This window comes from Paenibacillus sabinae T27, from assembly GCF_000612505.1.
GTDB classification, from domain to species: Bacteria; Bacillota; Bacilli; order Paenibacillales; family Paenibacillaceae; genus Paenibacillus_AQ; species Paenibacillus_AQ sabinae.
In genome coordinates, this window is the sequence record NZ_CP004078.1 from 813,412 (window position 1) to 831,108 (window position 17,697).

Annotated in this window: 16 protein-coding genes; 6 read left to right on the forward strand and 10 right to left on the reverse strand. The window is 54.1% G+C overall.

The window, feature by feature from the left end:
• Window positions 1-96: 96 nt before the first annotated feature.
• Window positions 97-1,077 carry a LysR family transcriptional regulator gene (locus PSAB_RS03655; protein WP_025333242.1) on the reverse strand — a complete coding sequence of 327 codons (981 nt, stop codon included), beginning with the start codon at window positions 1,075-1,077 and terminating at the stop codon, window positions 97-99.
• A gap of 150 nt (window positions 1,078-1,227) precedes the next feature.
• On the opposite strand from PSAB_RS03655, the gene PSAB_RS03660 reads away from it, so the two are divergent.
• The 3 genes from PSAB_RS03660 to PSAB_RS03670 are packed head-to-tail and all read left to right on the forward strand — an operon-like array spanning window position 1,228 to window position 3,602.
• On the forward strand, window positions 1,228-2,415 hold the full coding sequence (locus PSAB_RS03660) for a CaiB/BaiF CoA transferase family protein (RefSeq protein ID WP_025333243.1): 1,188 nt from the start codon (window positions 1,228-1,230) through the stop codon (window positions 2,413-2,415).
• A 10-nt stretch (window positions 2,416-2,425) separates the two neighbouring features.
• On the forward strand, window positions 2,426-3,229 hold the full coding sequence (locus PSAB_RS03665; RefSeq protein ID WP_025333244.1) for an enoyl-CoA hydratase/isomerase family protein: 804 nt from the start codon (window positions 2,426-2,428) through the stop codon (window positions 3,227-3,229).
• A complete protein-coding gene (locus PSAB_RS03670) occupies window positions 3,219-3,602 on the forward strand; it encodes a PaaI family thioesterase (protein WP_025333245.1) in 384 nt (127 codons plus the stop codon). Before PSAB_RS03665 ends, PSAB_RS03670 begins: the two co-directional genes overlap by 11 nt.
• Window positions 3,603-3,664: 62 nt before the next feature.
• Here the strand turns inward: PSAB_RS03670 and PSAB_RS03675 are convergent, their stop codons facing one another.
• The 6 genes from PSAB_RS03675 to PSAB_RS03700 form a co-directional block, all read right to left on the reverse strand.
• Window positions 3,665-5,077, reverse strand: a complete 1,413-nt coding sequence (locus tag PSAB_RS03675; protein WP_025333246.1) for an amidase — start codon at window positions 5,075-5,077, stop codon at window positions 3,665-3,667.
• Between the two features lie 138 nt (window positions 5,078-5,215).
• Entirely contained in the window at window positions 5,216-6,295 is a 1,080-nt protein-coding gene (locus tag PSAB_RS03680; protein WP_025333247.1) for an LLM class flavin-dependent oxidoreductase, read from the reverse strand.
• Window positions 6,296-6,322: 27 nt separating this feature from the next.
• Window positions 6,323-6,682 (reverse strand): hypothetical protein, encoded by a 360-nt coding sequence (locus PSAB_RS03685; protein WP_025333248.1) that lies wholly within the window; start codon window positions 6,680-6,682, stop codon window positions 6,323-6,325.
• Window positions 6,683-6,740: 58 nt separating this feature from the next.
• Window positions 6,741-7,487, reverse strand: a complete 747-nt coding sequence (locus PSAB_RS03690) for an SDR family NAD(P)-dependent oxidoreductase (RefSeq protein WP_025333249.1) — start codon at window positions 7,485-7,487, stop codon at window positions 6,741-6,743.
• Window positions 7,488-7,520: 33 nt separating this feature from the next.
• Window positions 7,521-8,714: a dipeptidase gene (locus tag PSAB_RS03695; protein ID WP_038595518.1), complete on the reverse strand. Its 1,194-nt coding sequence runs from the start codon at window positions 8,712-8,714 to the stop codon at window positions 7,521-7,523.
• Window positions 8,701-10,014, reverse strand: a complete 1,314-nt coding sequence (locus PSAB_RS03700) for a Rieske 2Fe-2S domain-containing protein (protein ID WP_025333251.1) — start codon at window positions 10,012-10,014, stop codon at window positions 8,701-8,703. Before PSAB_RS03700 ends, PSAB_RS03695 begins: the two co-directional genes overlap by 14 nt.
• Window positions 10,015-10,385: 371 nt before the next feature.
• Between PSAB_RS03700 and PSAB_RS03705 the strand changes: the two genes are divergently transcribed.
• Window positions 10,386-11,324 carry a ketopantoate reductase family protein gene (locus PSAB_RS03705; protein ID WP_025333252.1) on the forward strand — a complete coding sequence of 313 codons (939 nt, stop codon included), beginning with the start codon at window positions 10,386-10,388 and terminating at the stop codon, window positions 11,322-11,324.
• Between the two features lie 163 nt (window positions 11,325-11,487).
• Here the strand turns inward: PSAB_RS03705 and PSAB_RS03710 are convergent, their stop codons facing one another.
• On the reverse strand, window positions 11,488-13,032 hold the full coding sequence (locus PSAB_RS03710; protein WP_025333253.1) for a flavocytochrome c: 1,545 nt from the start codon (window positions 13,030-13,032) through the stop codon (window positions 11,488-11,490).
• Window positions 13,033-13,692: 660 nt separating this feature from the next.
• On the opposite strand from PSAB_RS03710, the gene PSAB_RS03715 reads away from it, so the two are divergent.
• Window positions 13,693-14,094: a hypothetical protein gene (locus tag PSAB_RS03715; RefSeq protein WP_226991760.1), complete on the forward strand. Its 402-nt coding sequence runs from the start codon at window positions 13,693-13,695 to the stop codon at window positions 14,092-14,094.
• A gap of 175 nt (window positions 14,095-14,269) precedes the next feature.
• On the opposite strand, the gene PSAB_RS03720 is transcribed toward PSAB_RS03715, so the two are convergent.
• On the reverse strand, window positions 14,270-15,334 hold the full coding sequence (locus PSAB_RS03720) for an iron-containing alcohol dehydrogenase family protein (RefSeq protein ID WP_025333255.1): 1,065 nt from the start codon (window positions 15,332-15,334) through the stop codon (window positions 14,270-14,272).
• A complete protein-coding gene (locus PSAB_RS03725) occupies window positions 15,331-15,984 on the reverse strand; it encodes an MtnX-like HAD-IB family phosphatase (RefSeq protein ID WP_025333256.1) in 654 nt (217 codons plus the stop codon). Before PSAB_RS03725 ends, PSAB_RS03720 begins: the two co-directional genes overlap by 4 nt.
• Before the next feature lie 243 nt (window positions 15,985-16,227).
• Between PSAB_RS03725 and PSAB_RS03730 the strand changes: the two genes are divergently transcribed.
• Window positions 16,228-17,685 carry an ethanolamine ammonia-lyase reactivating factor EutA gene (locus PSAB_RS03730; protein WP_226991761.1) on the forward strand — a complete coding sequence of 486 codons (1,458 nt, stop codon included), beginning with the start codon at window positions 16,228-16,230 and terminating at the stop codon, window positions 17,683-17,685.
• Window positions 17,686-17,697 lie beyond the last annotated feature (12 nt).

The window sequence follows — 17,697 nt, forward strand, 5'->3', positions numbered from 1 at the left end:
GTCCAGTCCTTTACATGAGGCAAGTGCCCTGCTGCGGAGGAACCCCTGCCCGGATGTAATAACCCTTTTTGTTTCGCTCTTTTACACAAAGAACGGTTATTCTGCCTCTGGACTGCCTGGACCAGGGGAAGGTTCCGTCCATCCGAACGTCCGGACAGCGATACCGTCCAGCCCGTCCGGTCGATGGGGCGACTGGGCGAAGAAGACCTGCCGGGAAGGAAACAGGAAGGGGAGCGGAATCCGGAACATGCCTCTGCCGAGCGCTTCTATCCGGAACGTCTCCCCGGAGAAATCGGCGGGCGAACGCCCCGTGGACGATTCGTACACGGATTGAGTGATAAACGTGCAGCCGAACTCCCTCTCCGCCAATTGTTCCATCAGCTCAAGTGTATCGGTCTCAACGGCGATACACGGCTCGCCGCCGAACTCCTTCTCCATGATTCGGTCAATCATTTGCCGGACATGAATTCCCTGTTTAGGCAGGATCAGCGGCAGCTCGCGCAAGGCCTGAATAAAAGAGGCGCGGACATAAGAGACGGTTCTGTCCGCAAACGGAAGGAAAGCCGGAAGATATCTGTCGGAGGCGTAAAGATGAAAATCCTGCCGGTACAGGGGGATGGCGCTGATGTCCCCGGGTATGGATTCATACCCGAACAGGCCAAAATCCAGCGTTCCTTCCTGCAGCTTTCTCACGATTTCAGGCGAGCTTGACGTGACGATTTCCAGAGGCCCGCCGTGGGACTGGAAATACCCGGAGAACCGGTGCAGCTCCGATATCAAAGGCGAGGCGACTCCAAGTCTCGTCACTTTGCGTTCGGCGTTCTTCATCCGGGTCTGCTCGATCCCGGTTCTCAAGGTGTGCAGCGCGCTGCCCGCATACTGAATAAACAGCTGTCCGTCGGCTGTAAGCTCCACTCCCGCGGCTGTGCGATGAAACAGCGTAATCCCGTACTCATCTTCGATCAGTTGAATCTTCTTGCTGATGGCGGACTGCGACAAATGGACGAGCTTGGCCGCTTTCCGCATGCTTTTCGTTCTGGACACCGTCATGATGAGCTCCATATCGGACAAGTTCATTCCGTGAAACCTCCCTTAAGGGCCGTCAGCCGGACAGGCGTGATTCCTTTTTGCTATCACTTCACACCGCCAATTGTTCCTACAATTATATCATAATGGTTCTGGTTTAAGCGCTCCGGACCTGCTAAAAATTGACGGGAGGCAACCAAGATGCAGCCGCTTGAAGGATTGAAGGTTCTGGATTTAACCCGGGTTATGGCCGGGCCTTATTGTACGATGGTGCTTGGAGATCTGGGCGCGGAGGTGATCAAAATTGAAAAGATTCAGAGCGGAGACGATACCCGGTCTACGCCGCCATTTATTCACGGGGAAAGCGCCAATTTCATGCAGATCAACCGCAATAAGAAAAGCGTGACTCTGAACGTTAAGTCTGCAAGGGGCAAGGAAATCTTTTTCCAGCTGGCGGCGGAGTCGGATGTCATTGTCGAGAACTTCAAACCCGGTGTAATGAGTAAACTGGGTCTGGATTATGAAGCGGTCTGCCGAATCAATCCCGGCATTATTTACTGCTCGATTTCGGGATACGGACAAACGGGGCCTTACCGGGACAAAAGGGGCTTTGATATCGTCGCCCAGGGGATGACGGGTCTGATGAGCATGACCGGCGAACCCGGCGGGCGTCCGGTTAAGCTGGGCATAGCCATCAATGATCTAACGGGGGGCGTTACGGCGCTGTATTCAATCCTGGCGGCTTATGTGCATAAACTCAAAACCGGCGAAGGGCAGTATATCGATGTGTCCATCATGGAATCGGGACTGGCATGGACCTTTTGGGAAGCGGCGGCTTTTTTTGCGGACGGCACGGTTCCGAAGCCGAACGGTTCCCGGCACCGGGTCATGGCTCCATACCAGGCGTTCAGGGCGAAAGACGGCTATGTTCTGGTCGGCGGGGCCAATCAGAGGACCTGGGAACGATTCTGCACGGATGTGATCGATAAGCCCGAATGGATAGAGGACGAACGATTCGCCCGGCCGAAGGACCGCATTCACAATGTCGACATTCTGGAGCGATGCATTGAAGACATCTTTGTCTGTGAAACAAAGGATTACTGGGTCAGCAAGCTTGAGCAGGCAGGGGTGCCCGGCGGGCCCATCAATACATTCGATCAGGCGATGAACGATCCGCATGTCCTTGAGCGCGAAATGGTGCTTGAGGCGGAGCATCCCGTCGCGGGAAAGACCCGGATGCTTGGCATTCCGGCCAAAATGTCCAGAACGCCGGGAAAGATCCGGTCTGCCGCCCCTCTTTTGGGTGAACATACGGAAGAGGTCCTGGGCAGCTATTTGGGAATGTCCAAGGAAGAGATTGAAATGCTTCGCCGGCAAGATGTGATTTAGGGGGGATTGGATGCGGGAGGATCAACAGATATATGTTAGAAAAGATGGGGATATCGCCACAATCGTGCTCAACCGGCCCGAGCGGCGAAACGCCATTTCACTGGACATGTGGCACACCCTGTATGAGCGGCTGATCGAAGTGGAGAGGGACGAGGCGGTCAAAGCTGTTATTATCCGGAGCGATGACGACAAGGCGTTTTCGGCGGGAGCGGACATCGGTGAATTCACTTCCGTCCGGGCAAGCTCCGCGTCCGCCAAGCTGTACAACGCAGCGGCCCATCGGGCAGAGGACGTCCTGGCGCGGCTGAACAAGCCGACGATCGCGATGATTCGCGGGTACTGCATCGGGGCGGGCTGCGAGCTGTCCCTGGTCTGTGATTTCCGGTTTGCCGATACCTCGGCGGCGTTCGCCATTACGCCCGCCAAGCTGGGGATGGTCTATAATTTGTTCGGCATGAAATATCTGGTCCGGCAGGTCGGACCGTCGAATGCCAAGGATATTTTATATTCAGCCCGGAGGGTGGCGGCCGAGGAGGCGTTACGGATGCGCCTGATCGACCGTCTGTTTGAACCGGATCGGCTGGAGGATGAGGTCTATGCCTATGCCCGCATGCTGTCGCAAAATTCGCAGCTTTCCATTAAAGGAACAAAGAGAATCATTCACGAGATTATGGACGGAATGACTGAGGAAAATGAAGAAATCTCCGCGCTTGTCCTCTCATCCTTCGACGGCCCCGATTATATCGCGGGGATTGAAGCCTTTTTGAATAAAAAAGTACCGGAGGGCGAAAGGGGAAAAGAACGTGGACACTGAGCAAACGCCTTTATTCGCTCTCCTGGGATTTGCCGTTTCCTATGACGAGGACAACAAAGTATGCCGGATCGAATGCCCGGTCCAAACGCTCATGCTGAATCCGCTAGGCATTGTTCATGGAGGTATTCATGCTTATCTGGCCGATACGGCTTTCGGTTTTCTGACGATACAATTTAAGGATGTCCCTTATGTATCGCTGGAAACGAAAACCTCGTACATGAAGTCGGCCGCCGGCGGCCGGTTGATCGCCGATGCCCGCTTTGTAAAGGATGGATATAAAGCTCTGTTTCTGGAGTGCAGGGTGGAGAATGAGCAGCGGGAAGTGTTAAGTGTCACAACCGGAACGTTCCTTCGGGTTTCATCCGTTTTGTAGCATATAAAGGCCTGTGACCGGTCATCCATTGGGGATCTGAAGGTCACAGGCCTTTTAAGGTGTTACAGCAGTTCGGAAATATGCCGGGCGAGCCGCTCCGACCACGATTCAGAACGTTCGTACACGTCTCCGATAAGCAGGAGCTTGCGGTCGTCGAACGGCTTCCCAATGAGCTGCAGCCCTACCGGCAGCCGGTCTTCCACGAAACCGCAGGGAACGGATAGCGCCGGAAAGCCGAGAAAATTCGCCAGCGGCGCTTTGGCCAGGCGAAACATGTTGTGGATGGCCTGCTCCGGAGAGACCGAGCCAATAGGAAACGGCGGATTGTGATTCATCGGAGAGATCAGCGCGTCAACGGTTGCCATGGCCGCAGCCGTTGACGCGATAAATTTCCGGCGGAATTTTTGCGCCTGCAAATAATCGTCCGCGGACACCTGCCGCCCGAACTCGAGCCGGAAGCGCACATCTTCGCTGTATTGCCCGGACGCATGCTGAAGCATCGGTTTATGAAAGGAATAGCCCTCCGACTGGGCGATAATTCTCGCCGCCCCCTGAGCCTCGCTTAGACCGGGGATGCTGATTTCCCGTATCTCCGCCCCGAGGCTCTGTAAGCGTTCCATTGCCCGGTCCACGATCCCGGCGATCTCCGGATGCATGCCTTCAAAGAAATACTCCCTGCAGAGTCCAAGCCTAAAACCCTTTAAATCTTCCCGCTTCCCGATTGGGTCTGGCGCAAGCGGCCGCCGGGACGAGGCGGCATCCTTCGGGTCGAATCCGCTTATGGATTCGAACAGGATCGCGGTATCTTCAACGGTGCGCGCCATCGGGCCGACATGGTCCAGCGACCAACTGAAGGGGACGCAGCCGAAGCGGCTGACCGCCCCGTAAGTCGGCTTCAGGCCGACTGTTCCGCACAAGGCAGAGGGCAGCCGGATGGAGCCCGCCGTATCGGTGCCGAGCGCCCCAAAGCACATGCCGGCAGCCAAAGCCGCTGCGCTGCCGCCGCTGGAGCCGCCAGCGATTTTGTCCCGGTCCCAGGGATTCCGGGTCGTGCCGTAATGGGGGTTCTCCGTCGTAGCTCCCATGGCGAATTCGTGCAGATTCGCTTTCCCGATCACAATCGCCCCAGCCTGCTTGAGTCTGGCGACGGCGGTTGCGTCCTGATCGGGGATCCAGTGCTCCAGTACTTTGGAGCCGGCCGTTGTTGGGATTCCACCAGTCTGCAGCACGTCCTTGACGGCGACGGGAATGCCGTGCAGGGGACCGCGAATGTATCCCTGCACGGCCTCGGCCTCAAGCGTCCTGGACTGCTCCATCGCTTCCTCGGGCAGTACCCGGATAAAGGCGCGAAGCCCGGGCTCCAGTGATTCGATGCGCCGGAGCGTCTGCTCCGTCAGCCAGGCGGGCGAAATCTGCTTGTCCTTGATTAACGGGAACAGCGCAGAAAGCGTAAGGCTGTGAACCGACTCGTTCATTCGGCATCACCTTCTTCAAAGAGCGGGCCGATAAAGGCCGGTTCCTCCTCAAGCAGCGCGACTGCTTCCTCGCCGAACAGGCTTGCGATATATTCGCTTAAACTCATGGCGTCGATCAACCTCCCGGGTGAAGGAATATTAACCGGGTATAACCGGTGCTTTCTCATGAATGTGCGGCATAATACGCTCACTGAACAGCTGCTGGGTGCGAATTGTGCGCCAGTGCTCCATCCCGCCATAGGTACAGAGGAGGCTGATTTCCGTTAGTCCCGGGCATTCATCGACGATCTGCTGGACCTTTTCCTTAATCGTCTCCGGAGTGCCCACCCATACGTATTCCTCTTCCACAAGCGTCTTATAGGGGATTTTCACAAGCTCTTCCAACGCGCCGGACGCGTAGAATGCGAAATCCTTGGCCAGCATTTCTTCCCGGGAAGGCATCTCCTTGGTCGGAGAGACGTTGCCTGCCATAAACTGCTTGATGTAAGGTTCAGCCTCGCTGATTGCCCGCTGCTCGTCTTCATCCAGGTAGACTGCCTGGACGTATACGATATCCGGCTTGTTGCCGTACTTCTCGCAGGTTTCGCGGTAAATATCCAGGTGCTGCCTCACTTTGCTGAACGGCAGCATTGGAGTAATCAGGACGCCCCAGCCTTCCTTGCCGGCCAGCTCGTAGTTGTGGTTGCTTGCGCCGCCGGTATAAATTTTCGGATGCGGCAGCTGCACCGGCTTCGGAACGATCGAAACGTTCTTTACCTTGTAATACTCGCCGTCATAGGAGAAGGATTCCTGCGACCAGGCCAGCTTCAGAATTTCCAGCGATTCCATAAACCGGCCGCGGCTCTGCTCCAGCGGAATGGACGCTTTCGGGAATACCCACGAATGGCCTCGACCGAAGGCAACTTCGATCCGGCCGCCCGTTAGGATATCCGCGGCCGCCAGCTGACCGGCGAAGACCATCGGATTGTGAAGCGGAAGGACGTGGGAGCAGGTGCGGAAGCGGATATGGTTCGTCCGCTGCGCCGCCGCCGAATAAAGCGCCAGCGGATTCGCGGAGATGGAGAACTCTTCAAACCAGTGATGCTCAAGCGTAGAGAAGGAATTGAAGCCGTTCTTGTCGGCATGCTCAATCTGCTCCAGAACTTCGCGATATAACTGCGCGTGGGGCTTCGGGTTCGACTTCGGATTTTGCATTTCCACATAAATACCAAACTTCATCGTCATTACCTCCCGGGTATGAAATAATCAGGCTTCCAGCAAGAAAAAGGGGCGTCCGATAATCGCTTCAAGACGGAAATAACGGTCCAGTCCGGTCGCGCGAAAAGCGTGGGTCATGTTTGTTACGGTCTGCAGATCCGGAACGTCGTACAGAAAAAGGGCGTGAAAGCCTTTTTCTCCGGCATGTCCGGCGGTTAGAATGTCCCGGTCGATCGTGCCAAGAAGCGTAATTGCGTATTGCTTCCAGGCGGTGATGACCTCATTCAGGGCAGGCAGTACATGCTCCTTCTTCTCCTCTGGTGTCGTATCGAACCAGCCTGTCGATTCGAACATGATCAGGACGCGAAGCTTCTCGGGGATTTTCGGGGCTCCGTGCTCCATGGCCATAGCTATCACCTCATTCATAAAATTTGGTTCACGCAACTTACTGTTTAGCGCACGCGGACTACCGCATCAGCCTTCCGCCGTTAATGTCGAAGGTCGCTCCGGTGATGAAGCCGGTGGAACCGGCCGCCAAATAGTAGACGAGCTCCGCTACCTCTTCCGATTCTCCGACACGCCCCACGGGGATCGTCTCAACCATTTTTTCAATAAAGGCGGGGTCCATCTTGTCCATTTCCGGTGTCCTTACGGAAGCCGGAGCGACGGCGTTCACGGTTACGCTGTAAGGAGCGAGCTCGCGTGCGAATACCTTGGTTAACGCGAGCTGCCCGGCCTTGGAAGCGGAATAGGCCGCGCTCGAAGTCATGGGTCCGAACTGTCCGCCGAAGGAGGACATATTGATGATCCGGCCTTGGCTCTGCTGTTTCATAACGGGAGCAATAGCCTGGGAGAAGAAGAAGGTGCTTCCCAAATTAACGGACATGATACGGTTCCACTCTTCCGGCGTCGTATCGGCAATGGAGGTTCCTGTCCGGATGCCGGCATTGTTCACCAGCGCGTCGACTCGTCCCCAGCGCTCCATCACAACGCTCACGCATTCGGCGATCTTGGCGTTATCGGTAACATCCATTTCAAAAAACAAAGCCTCCCCGCTGTCCAGCTTCGCCTGAAACCGGGAACGGATTTGCTCCAGGTCCAAGCTGACAAATGCCACACGCCAGCCGTTATCAAGGAAATAGCCAGCGATGGCGAGCCCGATTCCCTGCGAGGAGCCGGTAACGATAACGGTCCGGTGTTCCGAGACATCCATATGTAGTCTCCTTTCTGGAAGTGTAGTTCCACCTCAGTCCCACAGCTGACGAAGGACGCGCAAGATGTTGCCGCCGGCTGCCTTGGCGATATCGCTGTCGGTGTATCCGTGCCGGATCAGCCACCGGATCATATTGGGCACTGCCTCCACCGGATTCTCGGCTCCCCTTACATAGTCCGCTTCGGTAAAATGCTCTCCGCTGTGCGACGCTCCGATCGAGAGCTGATTGTCTACCGCACGCTGCAGCGCCGTGTGATCGCCGAAGAACGTATCGGGTCCAAAGGCAACATGGTCGATTCCGACGAGATTTGCGACATATTCGAAATGCTCCATGACCGATTCCAGGCAGTGGTGCGGGTGGTTTCGCGTCATGGTCGTGTTCGGAGCGGCCAGGATTCCGATGAGGCCGCCCCGTTCCTTGCAGGCGAGCAGAATCTCGTCTGGCTTCATCCGGGGAGTATTCCACAGCGCTCTGGCTCCCGCGTGGGTAATCAGCACGGGCTGTTCGCTCGCCTCGATCACCTCCATGCTCGTGCGGTCGCCGCAGTGGGAAATGTCAATCGCCATGCGGAGGCGGTTCATGCGCTCCACTACCCGCCTGCCGAATCGGGTCAGTCCGCCGTCATGCGTCTCTGATAGTCCCGAACCGAGTGTATTCGCATCGTTATAGGTGATGCCCATACAGCGGATTCCGAAGCCATAGAGGATATCCACGCGTTCGATTTCGTTCTCAAGGGCGGTAGCCGCCTCAAGTGAAGGGATAATGGCGATTTGACCGGTTGCTTTGGCAGAGAGGATATCGTTCACACTTGAAGCGATGCGCACCGTATCCTGATGAGCCATATCACAGTACCGTATCCCGAGGTTCCACAGGACATCGTCCCATTTCAGTCCGGCTTTGGACGTCACATTCATGACGCCGTCCATGAAGTTTTCGAACAGGCCGTCAAGTCTGGACAATGCAAGGCCTTCATAGTCGAATGCGGTATACCCCTGACGGCAGTATGCGAGAATATCTTCACTGTGCTTAGGCATGGTGAAGCCGTGATCGCGCAGGGAGAGAATGGGGTGGCCGCTTATTAAGGCTTCATATCGTCTCCGCTCCGGTTTGGTCAGCGTTTCTTCACACGCTTTCCCCGGATCGGACCGCTCCGCGAGCGGATAGAACCGGTAATCGGCTTCTTGGCGAAGGTACTGAAATGACCGGTACCCGTCAAACCTTTTCATAGGAATGAGGGCCTTCGGTTTCTTCCGTAAAGCTTCCGTCCTTGTAGACAAACTCGCCGTCCAGCGGAATTACTTCACTCCATTTCCGGCCTTTGGGTCCTGTAAGTCCGCAGCTGTACAGTTTACCGAGGGGGCTATCCTGCAGCCGTATGGTGGGCTCTTCCCGCATATGCGCCTTCACATTATCGAGCAGCATGCGCCGCATCTGGATAATCGGGAGGTCGCTCGTCCCCAGATGCTCCCTGGAACGGTCCACAATCGGTCCCATCGTTTCGGTGACGGCATGATCCTGATTTGCGATCCCTTCGATCCCGGAATAGTTGGCGTAGGTCATCAATTCGCGGTTTTGCTTGTAGTTGTTCATCATATTGTTCAGCTTGCGGAACTGCTCGTCGACCAGGATGCCGCGCCGTTCGCGCTGGGCTTCCGCATCGATCTCGCTGTAATGGGCGAATTGTACGTCCCAGCTCCATGTACTGTGATCGTCCCTCGGGATAAAGGCGTGCCACATGCCGTCCTCGCCTTTCATTCTAGGAGGGTACGTATAAAAAGGGAAAATGTAGTGGATTTCCATAAACACATCGGTCGTCTCGTCCTCGCTGCCTACGGCGATGCAGCGTTTGCCGTAGCTGGTCGTTTCGACGGCCTGTTTGACCGGTGGATTCTTAACCAGGGGATGATCGGGATTAATGCCGAGCTTGCTGCTTAGCAGCCCGTCCTTGATGTTCTGCTTCTGAAGCGCCTTGTGCAGAAAAGCGGCGTGGACGTAATCCAGGTCATTCTCCATAACCTGCAAATAGTTGCATTCCTGCCATACTCGTTCGGATACGAGCCGGGAATCGGCCAAATTCATCCAGTAAAAGTCCGGAAAAGGAGGCTGATGCTCCTTAGGCCCCAGATACCCCCACACGATGCCGTTCTTCTCCGTCGTCTCGTAGGCTTTAAGGTGAATGCCTTTCTTGAGCTTGCTGTCCTTTGGCTCGGATGGCAGATCGATGCATTCCCCTTGAGTGTTGAACTTCCAGCCGTGGTAAATACAGGTCAATCCGCAGCCGCTGTTATTGCCAAGACTCAGGGAGGTGCCGCGGTGCGGACATTTCTCGTCGACTAAGCCGACCTTCCCATCCGTATCCCGGAAAGCCAGTAAATCTTCGCCGAGGATTTTGATTCTCTTCGGCTCCCCATCCGAAAGCAGTTCATCCGATTTCAGAACGGGAATCCAGTAACGCCGGAACATTTCGCCCATTGGGGTTCCCGGACCGGTACGCGTCAGCAATTCATTGTCTTCCGTCTTTAACATGCCTTCGTTCCTCCTTGTTTCAGTATCCGGATGGAATAGAAGCGGACTTTTGAACGTCGGATTATCCTGCCGGCCCCCGTATCGTTCAAAAAAAGTTAATAATTTATGTCATCTTATATTCCATGTGTCTACCATAACGGAATTAAAAAAGGTTGAATACATTCGAAACGGACGGTGTTTTTTAAGTTTACTGGGCGAACCGTACAGTTGATTTCACAATTACTTCACAAAAAAACAATCCATACTAGGCGAATCGAATAAGTTAGAACTTGAAAAGCGTACGATTCAGTCGTTTTCGTACCGGTTTGTTTCCGATATGTTGTTATTGTGTAAGATAAACTTACGTAAAAGAGCAAAGAGGAGCTGGGACTATGAAATCTTCTCCAAGAATCGCCGTTCTGGGAGCGGGCGCGATGGGAAGCCGGATCGGCGCCCACTTGTTTGAAGCGGGGTATGCGGTTGTTCTTTACGATTCCTGGAAAGACCACGTTGCTGAAATACAGCGAAATGGACTGCGCATTGTACACGAACATACAGCCCAAACACTTAGCATTATGGCGGCCAGCCGGCCGCTGCCCGGCGAAGTGTATGATTATGTCCTCCTCCTGACCAAAAGCGGCCAGACGGAAGAGGCCCTCGCCGGCTTCAGGGACATTATCGGGCCGGACACCTATGTGGTTTCCCTTCAGAACGGTATCGCCGGCATCGAAATTCTTCCCCGCTATATTCCGAAGGAACGTATTCTTGTCGGCGTCACTACGTACAGCTCCGATCTGCTCGGTCCGGGCGCCGTACAAATCGGCGGTTCAGGCATCACATATCTCTCCCGGTTGTCCGGCGGGAGTTCGCCTGCTGTTGATGCGCTAGGAGCTATTTTCAACGCGGCGGGATTTCAGACAGTGGTCTCAGAGGATGCGATGCAGGTGATTTGGGAAAAGCTGGCGTTTAATGCCTCGATCAATCCGGTTACGGCCTTGACCCGGCTAAACGCGGGAGAGGCGGGAACCCACCCGCTTGGCATAGAACTGATGAGTTCGATTGTGGGGGAAGTAGCGGCAGTGGGGCACCGGCTGGGTATCAATGTGAGAACCGATGAGGTCATGAGTCAATTGAGGCGGGCCTGCGAACCTGAGGCATGCGGCGATCATTTGCCCAGTATGCTGCAGGATGTACTGAAAGGGAGAAAGACAGAGATCGAGGCATTGAACGGAGCCGTCATCCGGTTAGCCGGTGACTTCGGGATGGACCTTCCCTACAGCAGAGCCGTATATCAAATGGTCAAAATGCTGGATGAGATCAAAGGGACTTAGCGAGAGCTTTTTTCGGTCATAAACGACTGCACCGGAGGAACTTCACAAGTGGAAGCTCCCGCCTTCGGAGGCGTCTCCCAACCGAATAACAAAACAAACAAACGCTTGACCATGATGGCCCAAGCGTTTGTATTTTACTCAGTGAAAAGAGAAAGCTAATATCTTACTGTCCCTTTAAAAACTCAGCAGCCTTAATACCCGCCTGTCGGCCGAAAATAATGATTTCGGCTACGGAGTTGCCGCCGATGCGGTTTTGGCCGTGCAGGCCGCCGGTGACTTCGCCTGCGGCGAAGAGGCCCGGGATCGGTTTGCCTTCTTTGTTCAGCACTTCGGTGTTCGTGTTGATCTTCACGCCGCCCATGGTGTAGTGGACTCCGGGGCCGATCTTGATGGCGTAGTAAGGCGCTGCGGACAGGTCGTTGTCCATTCCTGTCGTTCTGCCGAATTCGGCATCTTTTTTATTTTTCACACTGCTGTTCCAGGTGTCGAGTGTCGCTTTCAGCTGATCCGCCGGAACGTTGATTTCCTTAGCCAGCGCTTCGATGGTGTCGGCTGTTTTCACAAAGCCCATTTTTTCATACTGCTGAATTGCTTTAGCGCGGGATTTCACGCCGGAATCGAATACCAGATAAGCGGATTTTTCGGTAAGTGCATTGATGGCTGCCGTAACATTGTCGCGAGTATCCAGCTCGTTCACGAAACGTTTGCCGTCTTGGGCAACGAGGATGGCGCCTTCGCCGCGAACCGCTTCCCCGATGAGATAGGATTTTTCCTGCTGTACGGTCGGGTGAACCTGAATTTGATCCATATCCACGGTTGTACCGCCAACGCTGAGAATCATCTTAATGCCGTCGCCGGTGCTGCCTGCTTGGTTCGTGGTCACATATCCTTTGAGATCCGGTCTGACTTCTTCAATCATTTCCTTGTTGGCCCCGAATCCGCCGGTTGTCACAATGACAGCGTCGGAAGTAATGGTTTTTTCGTCGGCTTGGTTGAAGAGGACTTTCACGCCGTTAACTTTGCCGTCTGCTTGCGTAAGTTCCTTCACGTCGGCGTTAACAAAGAGAGGAATCCCTTGCTCTCTTACGTTCTTCACCAAACCTTTGACCAGGTATCCTCCGATTGCGGAGCCGTCTTCTGGACGGTGTGTGCGCTTTTCGTTCATTCCGCCGGTAATCGTGAGGTTGTTCAACCGGATGCCGATGGAATCCAGCCAATCGATAGCACTTGCGGAATTGTCAACGAAGAAACGAAGCATTTCTTTGTTGTTGGTGCCATGGCCGCCTTTTAAGGTCTCTTCATAAAATAAATCATTGCTGTCCTTAATGCCTTGCTCTTGTTGGAATTTCGTCTGCGAAGCGTTCATCCCCGAAGAGGATTTGGTTGTGTTGCCGCCGGCTACCGGCATTTTTTCAAAAATAACCGGGTTCTTGCCGTTCGCTTTGGCTTCAAGTGCGGCAGTCATACCGGCACCGCCCGCGCCCACAATGATGATATCGTATTTATCTTTCAGTTGATCGATCGGCGTATACTCGACTGTAGACGCTCCCGAAGTGGCTTCAGCTGTTGCTGTGGCGGTTGGTCCCGCAGTTGCTCCAGCAGCTTCTTTGTTTTCCGTGTTGTTGCCCGCATTCCCGCTGCCGCATCCCGCGATAACAAGCAGGACCGAGAGAATGAGAATAAGAGCCGGTAATACTTTCTTTTGCATTGGTTAACCCCCCAGATTTGAATCTCTTTTGTTTAAGATGAAAGAAAGAAGGAAGTGAAAAAACAAAGGCGTAACGGACGAATTGGGAAGTGAAGGAGCGCGAGCTTAGGCTTAATCTCGGACTTCAAATCTTGTTTCGAGTTACGTCCCCAGTCTCCAAAATGTTCCTCTTTACTTCATGATATTAAGTATACCATTACCCTTGTTTAGTTGTGAAGTATTTCACAAATATTTTGAAAGAACTTTTTGATAATTTTTCAGTGCACTTTTCAAAGTGATGTACACTTGGGGATTGCAGAATGGGGGATACTTCATGCTTGACTTCAGGTAACAATGATATACTTGATGGATACGGGCAAAGATGTGATAGACATAAATCCAAACAATATAAGATGAACTTTTAAATATGACATCAGGGTAAGGAGTAACGAAGGGGGAAGTTTGGAACTGTAGGAGCGATAGCGATCGCCCGAAAGCTTTCCGGAGGAAAGCTCGCTTCGAAAGCATAGGCTGTCTCCGGATTTCAACTCGAAGAGTGGATTAAATCAAGAAATCTGGAGATGGGCAGCGGCCGGAAGTCCAAACGTTCCTCGTAGTTACGACTGGGTTCTGATGGGAAAATCTTTAGTTCAGCTTATATAGCAGGGGGAATCTATGAATATGAATGTGGAGAAAAATGAATTTGATTCGGAGTTTTGTCATGTGGAATACATGCCTGAAGATAATATCGTATTTCTAACATGGAAAAAGTTTTGCAGCTATGACGACTATAGAACCCCTACATTATATGTTTTGGAACTGCTGAAGAGATATCCGGGCAGTAATTTTGTCGTAGATGCGAGAAACGGATTTGAGGATGAACAAGAGGATGTGGAATGGGGATTTTCCGTGCTGCTTCCGGCTATGGCCAATACAGATTGCGAACATGTTGTGTTCATCATGAATGAAGTTACCGAAATTGAAGACGAGATGGATATGTGGACAAAAGAGTTCATGAAGTATTTTACAGTGAAGAGAGTTAAAAGTTATTTAGCTGCAGTTAAGTATATCGTGAAAAAATGATCATCAATACGGGTAACAGGCAAAAAACTGCGTACAATGCAAAGAGAGCCGTGCTGCCAACACGACTCCCCGAGCAATAGCCGCTTTTAAGGGCGGCGGCTTAACAGGATAGGCCTCATGAAATAGACCGCTTCCTTGACCAGGGCGGTCTATTTCTTTTTGAGGTAACTGAGCCTCAACTCAAAATCCGCCCCAGCGTCTCGTCGCTATGCAGCAGCTGCTTCGCCTTCTCGCGCATCTCCGGCAGGTGCAGATACGTCCGGCGGGACGGCTTGATGGACGGGGCCAGGTCAATCGCCCGTTCGAAATCCTTGCGCTTCATGCCGAGCGTCGCGACGAAATCGAAGAATCCGGTTTCGCCCAGGAATTTGCGGACCCGCTCCACCCGGTGCTCCTGCACGAGACACATCAGGTAAGAGGCTACGCCCACCTGAATGCCATGCAGCTGCGGCCGCTCCACAAGCTGGTCCAGCGCGTGGGAGATCAGGTGCTCGCTGCCGCTAGCGGGCGCGCTGCTTCCGGCAATCTCCATGGCAATCCCGGAAAGCGTAAGGGAATCCACAATCTCTTTAATAAAAAAGAACTCGCGAATATCGGTGTAGGGCATGCGCACAATGCTGTTCACCGATTTCTTGGCCATCATCACCGCGAAGTCGTTCACGCGGGTAGCGCCGCGGGATTCCTCAAACCGCCAGTCGAAGACCGCCGGGATTTTGGAGAGGATATCGCCCAGTCCGCTGTACAGGAACTGAATCGGCGAACTCCGGACAAGGCCAAGGTCGACCAAAATGCCGTAAGGCATCCGGGCCGGAACCGAAGTACGGCGCCCGTCAACATAAAGGGAACAGCCGGAGCTGGCGAATCCGTCATGGGCGACTGAAGTCGGCACGCTGATAAACGGGAGTCCGTTTAAGAACGCCATATATTTTGCAATATCCAGCCCCTTACCTCCCCCGATGCCGACGATGGCCTCGGTGCGGGCCGGAAGCGTGAACGCGGTGCTCGCAATCACCTCCAGGCTGTTGTCGAGAACATCCCGGTTGTCCAGAATCTCCAGCTGCGTTTGCTCCGTCAGCGATTGCACGATTTGCGGCTCGCATAGCGGGCGGATGCCCTCACCGAAGCAGAGCACGATGCGCGAGAACCCGGCCTTGCCAAGCAGCTCTCCAAAATGGGAGAGCACCTGGTCGCCAACCTCTAGAAGCGCGGGGATGGATACTTCATGGGCGTGGCGCTTCATTCGGGCCACCCGTTGTTGTTCAAATAGCCGGAAATGGCGTGATAATCATCAACTGGTACATGACTTACGCCGTCCCGCTTTAGCAGCTCGCGGAGCTCCCCGCGGGCAAAAGCGATGTCGGCTGCTTTGGCCGCTTCCAGGTCCGGCTCGCTGTCCCCGGCAAATAAAACGGTGCGGTAGCGCCCCCGGATATCCTCGAGCACCTTGCGTTTGTCCAGCCCGAATACTTCCGAGAAGAAAGGGTTGGCAGTGTCGGGAGCAATCCGCAGCGCGCCGTTTTCGTGTACAGCCGGCATGGAGATAACCGTTACATTCGGGATTTCCAGCACCTGCAGCAGCCGCTCGATATACCAGGACGTACCCGCGCTTACGATATAGAAGTCGCCGCCCCGGGCCTGAACCTCGTTAACAAACTCAATGGCTCCTGGCGTGAGCGGAATTTTGCGGATCTCGTCAAGCAGCTGCTCCTCCGTAAGATTCAGCTTGCCAAAAATGATGTTCAGAAACTCCACGTTGATCTTTTTCGTTTTTTTCCAATCCTGATAGAATTGGTTCCCCCATTCCGGGAAGAACCGGTCGATCATCAGATGGTAGAAATCCCGCTGTGAAAGCGTGCCGTCAAAGTCAGAGAGAAAAGCAAATGGCTTCATTGGTATGGACCTCCCAGAATAAGAACAAATGGTATCTCCCCTTAAGATTACCATACTTTTCTTTATTATTTATGCAGCACTTCATTTCCGAACTCGCGCGCTGAAAATTTTCAGAAAAATATTTAAAATTTTATTGAATAATGCGCCGCCCTGACTTATAATGACGACATGAAACTGGTATACAAGTTGGTATTCAAGTCAAATGCTATACTCGCTGGAGCTGGCTGCACGTTATAGGGAGGGATGGGACAATGGATGGATGAGCTGTCGTTTACTAGTGTCGGCATCGACATCGGAACCAGCACGACCAAGCTGATTGTCAGCAGGCTTCGTTTGGAGAGGGTATCGGGCGCATTCCATTTGCCCCGCTATGAAATCGCCGAACGGGAGCTGCAGTATGCCAGTCCAATCTACTCTACGCCGCTGCTGTCCCAAGATGAAGTCGACATGGATGAAGTTGCCCGGATTCTGCAGGATGAATACGATCATATCGGTTTGAGCCTATCCGAGGTCAAATCGGGAGCCGTCATCATCACCGGAGAAACGGCAACGAAGACGAATGCTCGGCGGGTCGTGCATTACCTGGCGGAGCGTTCCGGGGATTTTGTTGTAGCTGCCGCTGGAGCGGACCTGGAAGGCCTGCTCGCAGGTAAGGGGTCCGGCGCCGAACAACGATCCAGGGAGATTCCGGGAGTTGTGGCCAATGTCGATATCGGGGGCGGGACGGCGAATGTCGCTTATTTCCGGAAAGGGAGAGCGATTGGTACGGTCACCTTCCATGTCGGGGGGCGGTTGATCCGACTGGATGATCAGGGTAATGTTCATTCGGTTTCTCCGCATATGCTGAAATGGCTGCAGGAACGCGGGACTCCGCTGGCGGCTGGAAGCAAGACGACCCCGGATCAGCTCCGAGGGATAGCCTCCGCGATGTGCGGCGAAATGCTGGCTTATTTGGCCAAGGGAGCGGTTGACTCATCCTTTCGGCATTTAATCGCCGGATCGCCGCCCGCCGGACCGTTACCGGAGATAGACGAACTTATGATTTCCGGCGGGATCAGCACCTTAATGGCGGACCGGGAAGTTCCGGAATCCATGGCCGCCATTGCCAGGTACGGAGACATCGGACCGCTTCTGGCCAGCTCGCTACGGCAGCAAGAAGACCGGTGGCCGTTCCGGATCGTAACCTCCGCACAAACCGTACGGGCGACCGTCATCGGCGCCGGTATGCAAAGCGTCGAAATCAGCGGCTCGACCGTACATATCGATCCGTCTTTGCTGCCGCTCCGCAATCTTCCGGTCCTCCATCTGGAGTACACGGAAGTACAGCCCGAGGATTGGACCCGGGAGGCCGGTGAAGCCATGCATGAGGCGGCAAGGTACGCTCTGCCGGAAGCCGAGGCTCCCTGCGCCATCGCTCTAAGCGGAGCCGTTATCCACTCGTACTCTGCACTGCAGACGGTGGCTCAAACACTGCTTGATACATTCACCATACATTTTCCTGATGCGAAAATAATGGCGGTTGTCTGTGAGCATGACATGGCCAAGGCGCTGGGCCAGGCTTTATCGATCCGCTGCGGGAAGTGTCTGGGCATCGTATGCATCGATCAAATCCGGGTGGAGCGCGGTGATTATATCGACATCGGGGAACCGCTGCCCGGCTTTCTCGTCCCTGTTGTGATCAAGACCTTGGCCTTTTCATAACCCATCATCAAT

Excerpts from the sequence above, each read along its gene's own strand:
- PSAB_RS03655 (WP_025333242.1), bottom strand. The coding sequence starts at position 1,077 with ATGAACTTGTCCGATATGGAGCTCATCATGACGGTGTCCAGAACGAAA.
- PSAB_RS03660 (WP_025333243.1), top strand. The coding sequence starts at position 1,228 with ATGCAGCCGCTTGAAGGATTGAAGGTTCTGGATTTAACCCGGGTTATG.
- PSAB_RS03665 (WP_025333244.1), top strand. The coding sequence starts at position 2,426 with ATGCGGGAGGATCAACAGATATATGTTAGAAAAGATGGGGATATCGCC.
- PSAB_RS03675 (WP_025333246.1), bottom strand. The coding sequence starts at position 5,077 with ATGAACGAGTCGGTTCACAGCCTTACGCTTTCTGCGCTGTTCCCGTTA.
- PSAB_RS03680 (WP_025333247.1), bottom strand. The coding sequence starts at position 6,295 with ATGAAGTTTGGTATTTATGTGGAAATGCAAAATCCGAAGTCGAACCCG.
- PSAB_RS03685 (WP_025333248.1), bottom strand. The coding sequence starts at position 6,682 with ATGGCCATGGAGCACGGAGCCCCGAAAATCCCCGAGAAGCTTCGCGTC.
- PSAB_RS03690 (WP_025333249.1), bottom strand. The coding sequence starts at position 7,487 with ATGGATGTCTCGGAACACCGGACCGTTATCGTTACCGGCTCCTCGCAG.
- PSAB_RS03695 (WP_038595518.1), bottom strand. The coding sequence starts at position 8,714 with ATGAAAAGGTTTGACGGGTACCGGTCATTTCAGTACCTTCGCCAAGAA.
- PSAB_RS03700 (WP_025333251.1), bottom strand. The coding sequence starts at position 10,014 with ATGTTAAAGACGGAAGACAATGAATTGCTGACGCGTACCGGTCCGGGA.
- PSAB_RS03705 (WP_025333252.1), top strand. The coding sequence starts at position 10,386 with ATGAAATCTTCTCCAAGAATCGCCGTTCTGGGAGCGGGCGCGATGGGA.
- PSAB_RS03710 (WP_025333253.1), bottom strand. The coding sequence starts at position 13,032 with ATGCAAAAGAAAGTATTACCGGCTCTTATTCTCATTCTCTCGGTCCTG.
- PSAB_RS03715 (WP_226991760.1), top strand. The coding sequence starts at position 13,693 with ATGAATGTGGAGAAAAATGAATTTGATTCGGAGTTTTGTCATGTGGAA.
- PSAB_RS03720 (WP_025333255.1), bottom strand. The coding sequence starts at position 15,334 with ATGAAGCGCCACGCCCATGAAGTATCCATCCCCGCGCTTCTAGAGGTT.
- PSAB_RS03725 (WP_025333256.1), bottom strand. The coding sequence starts at position 15,984 with ATGAAGCCATTTGCTTTTCTCTCTGACTTTGACGGCACGCTTTCACAG.
- PSAB_RS03730 (WP_226991761.1), top strand. The coding sequence starts at position 16,228 with ATGGGACAATGGATGGATGAGCTGTCGTTTACTAGTGTCGGCATCGAC.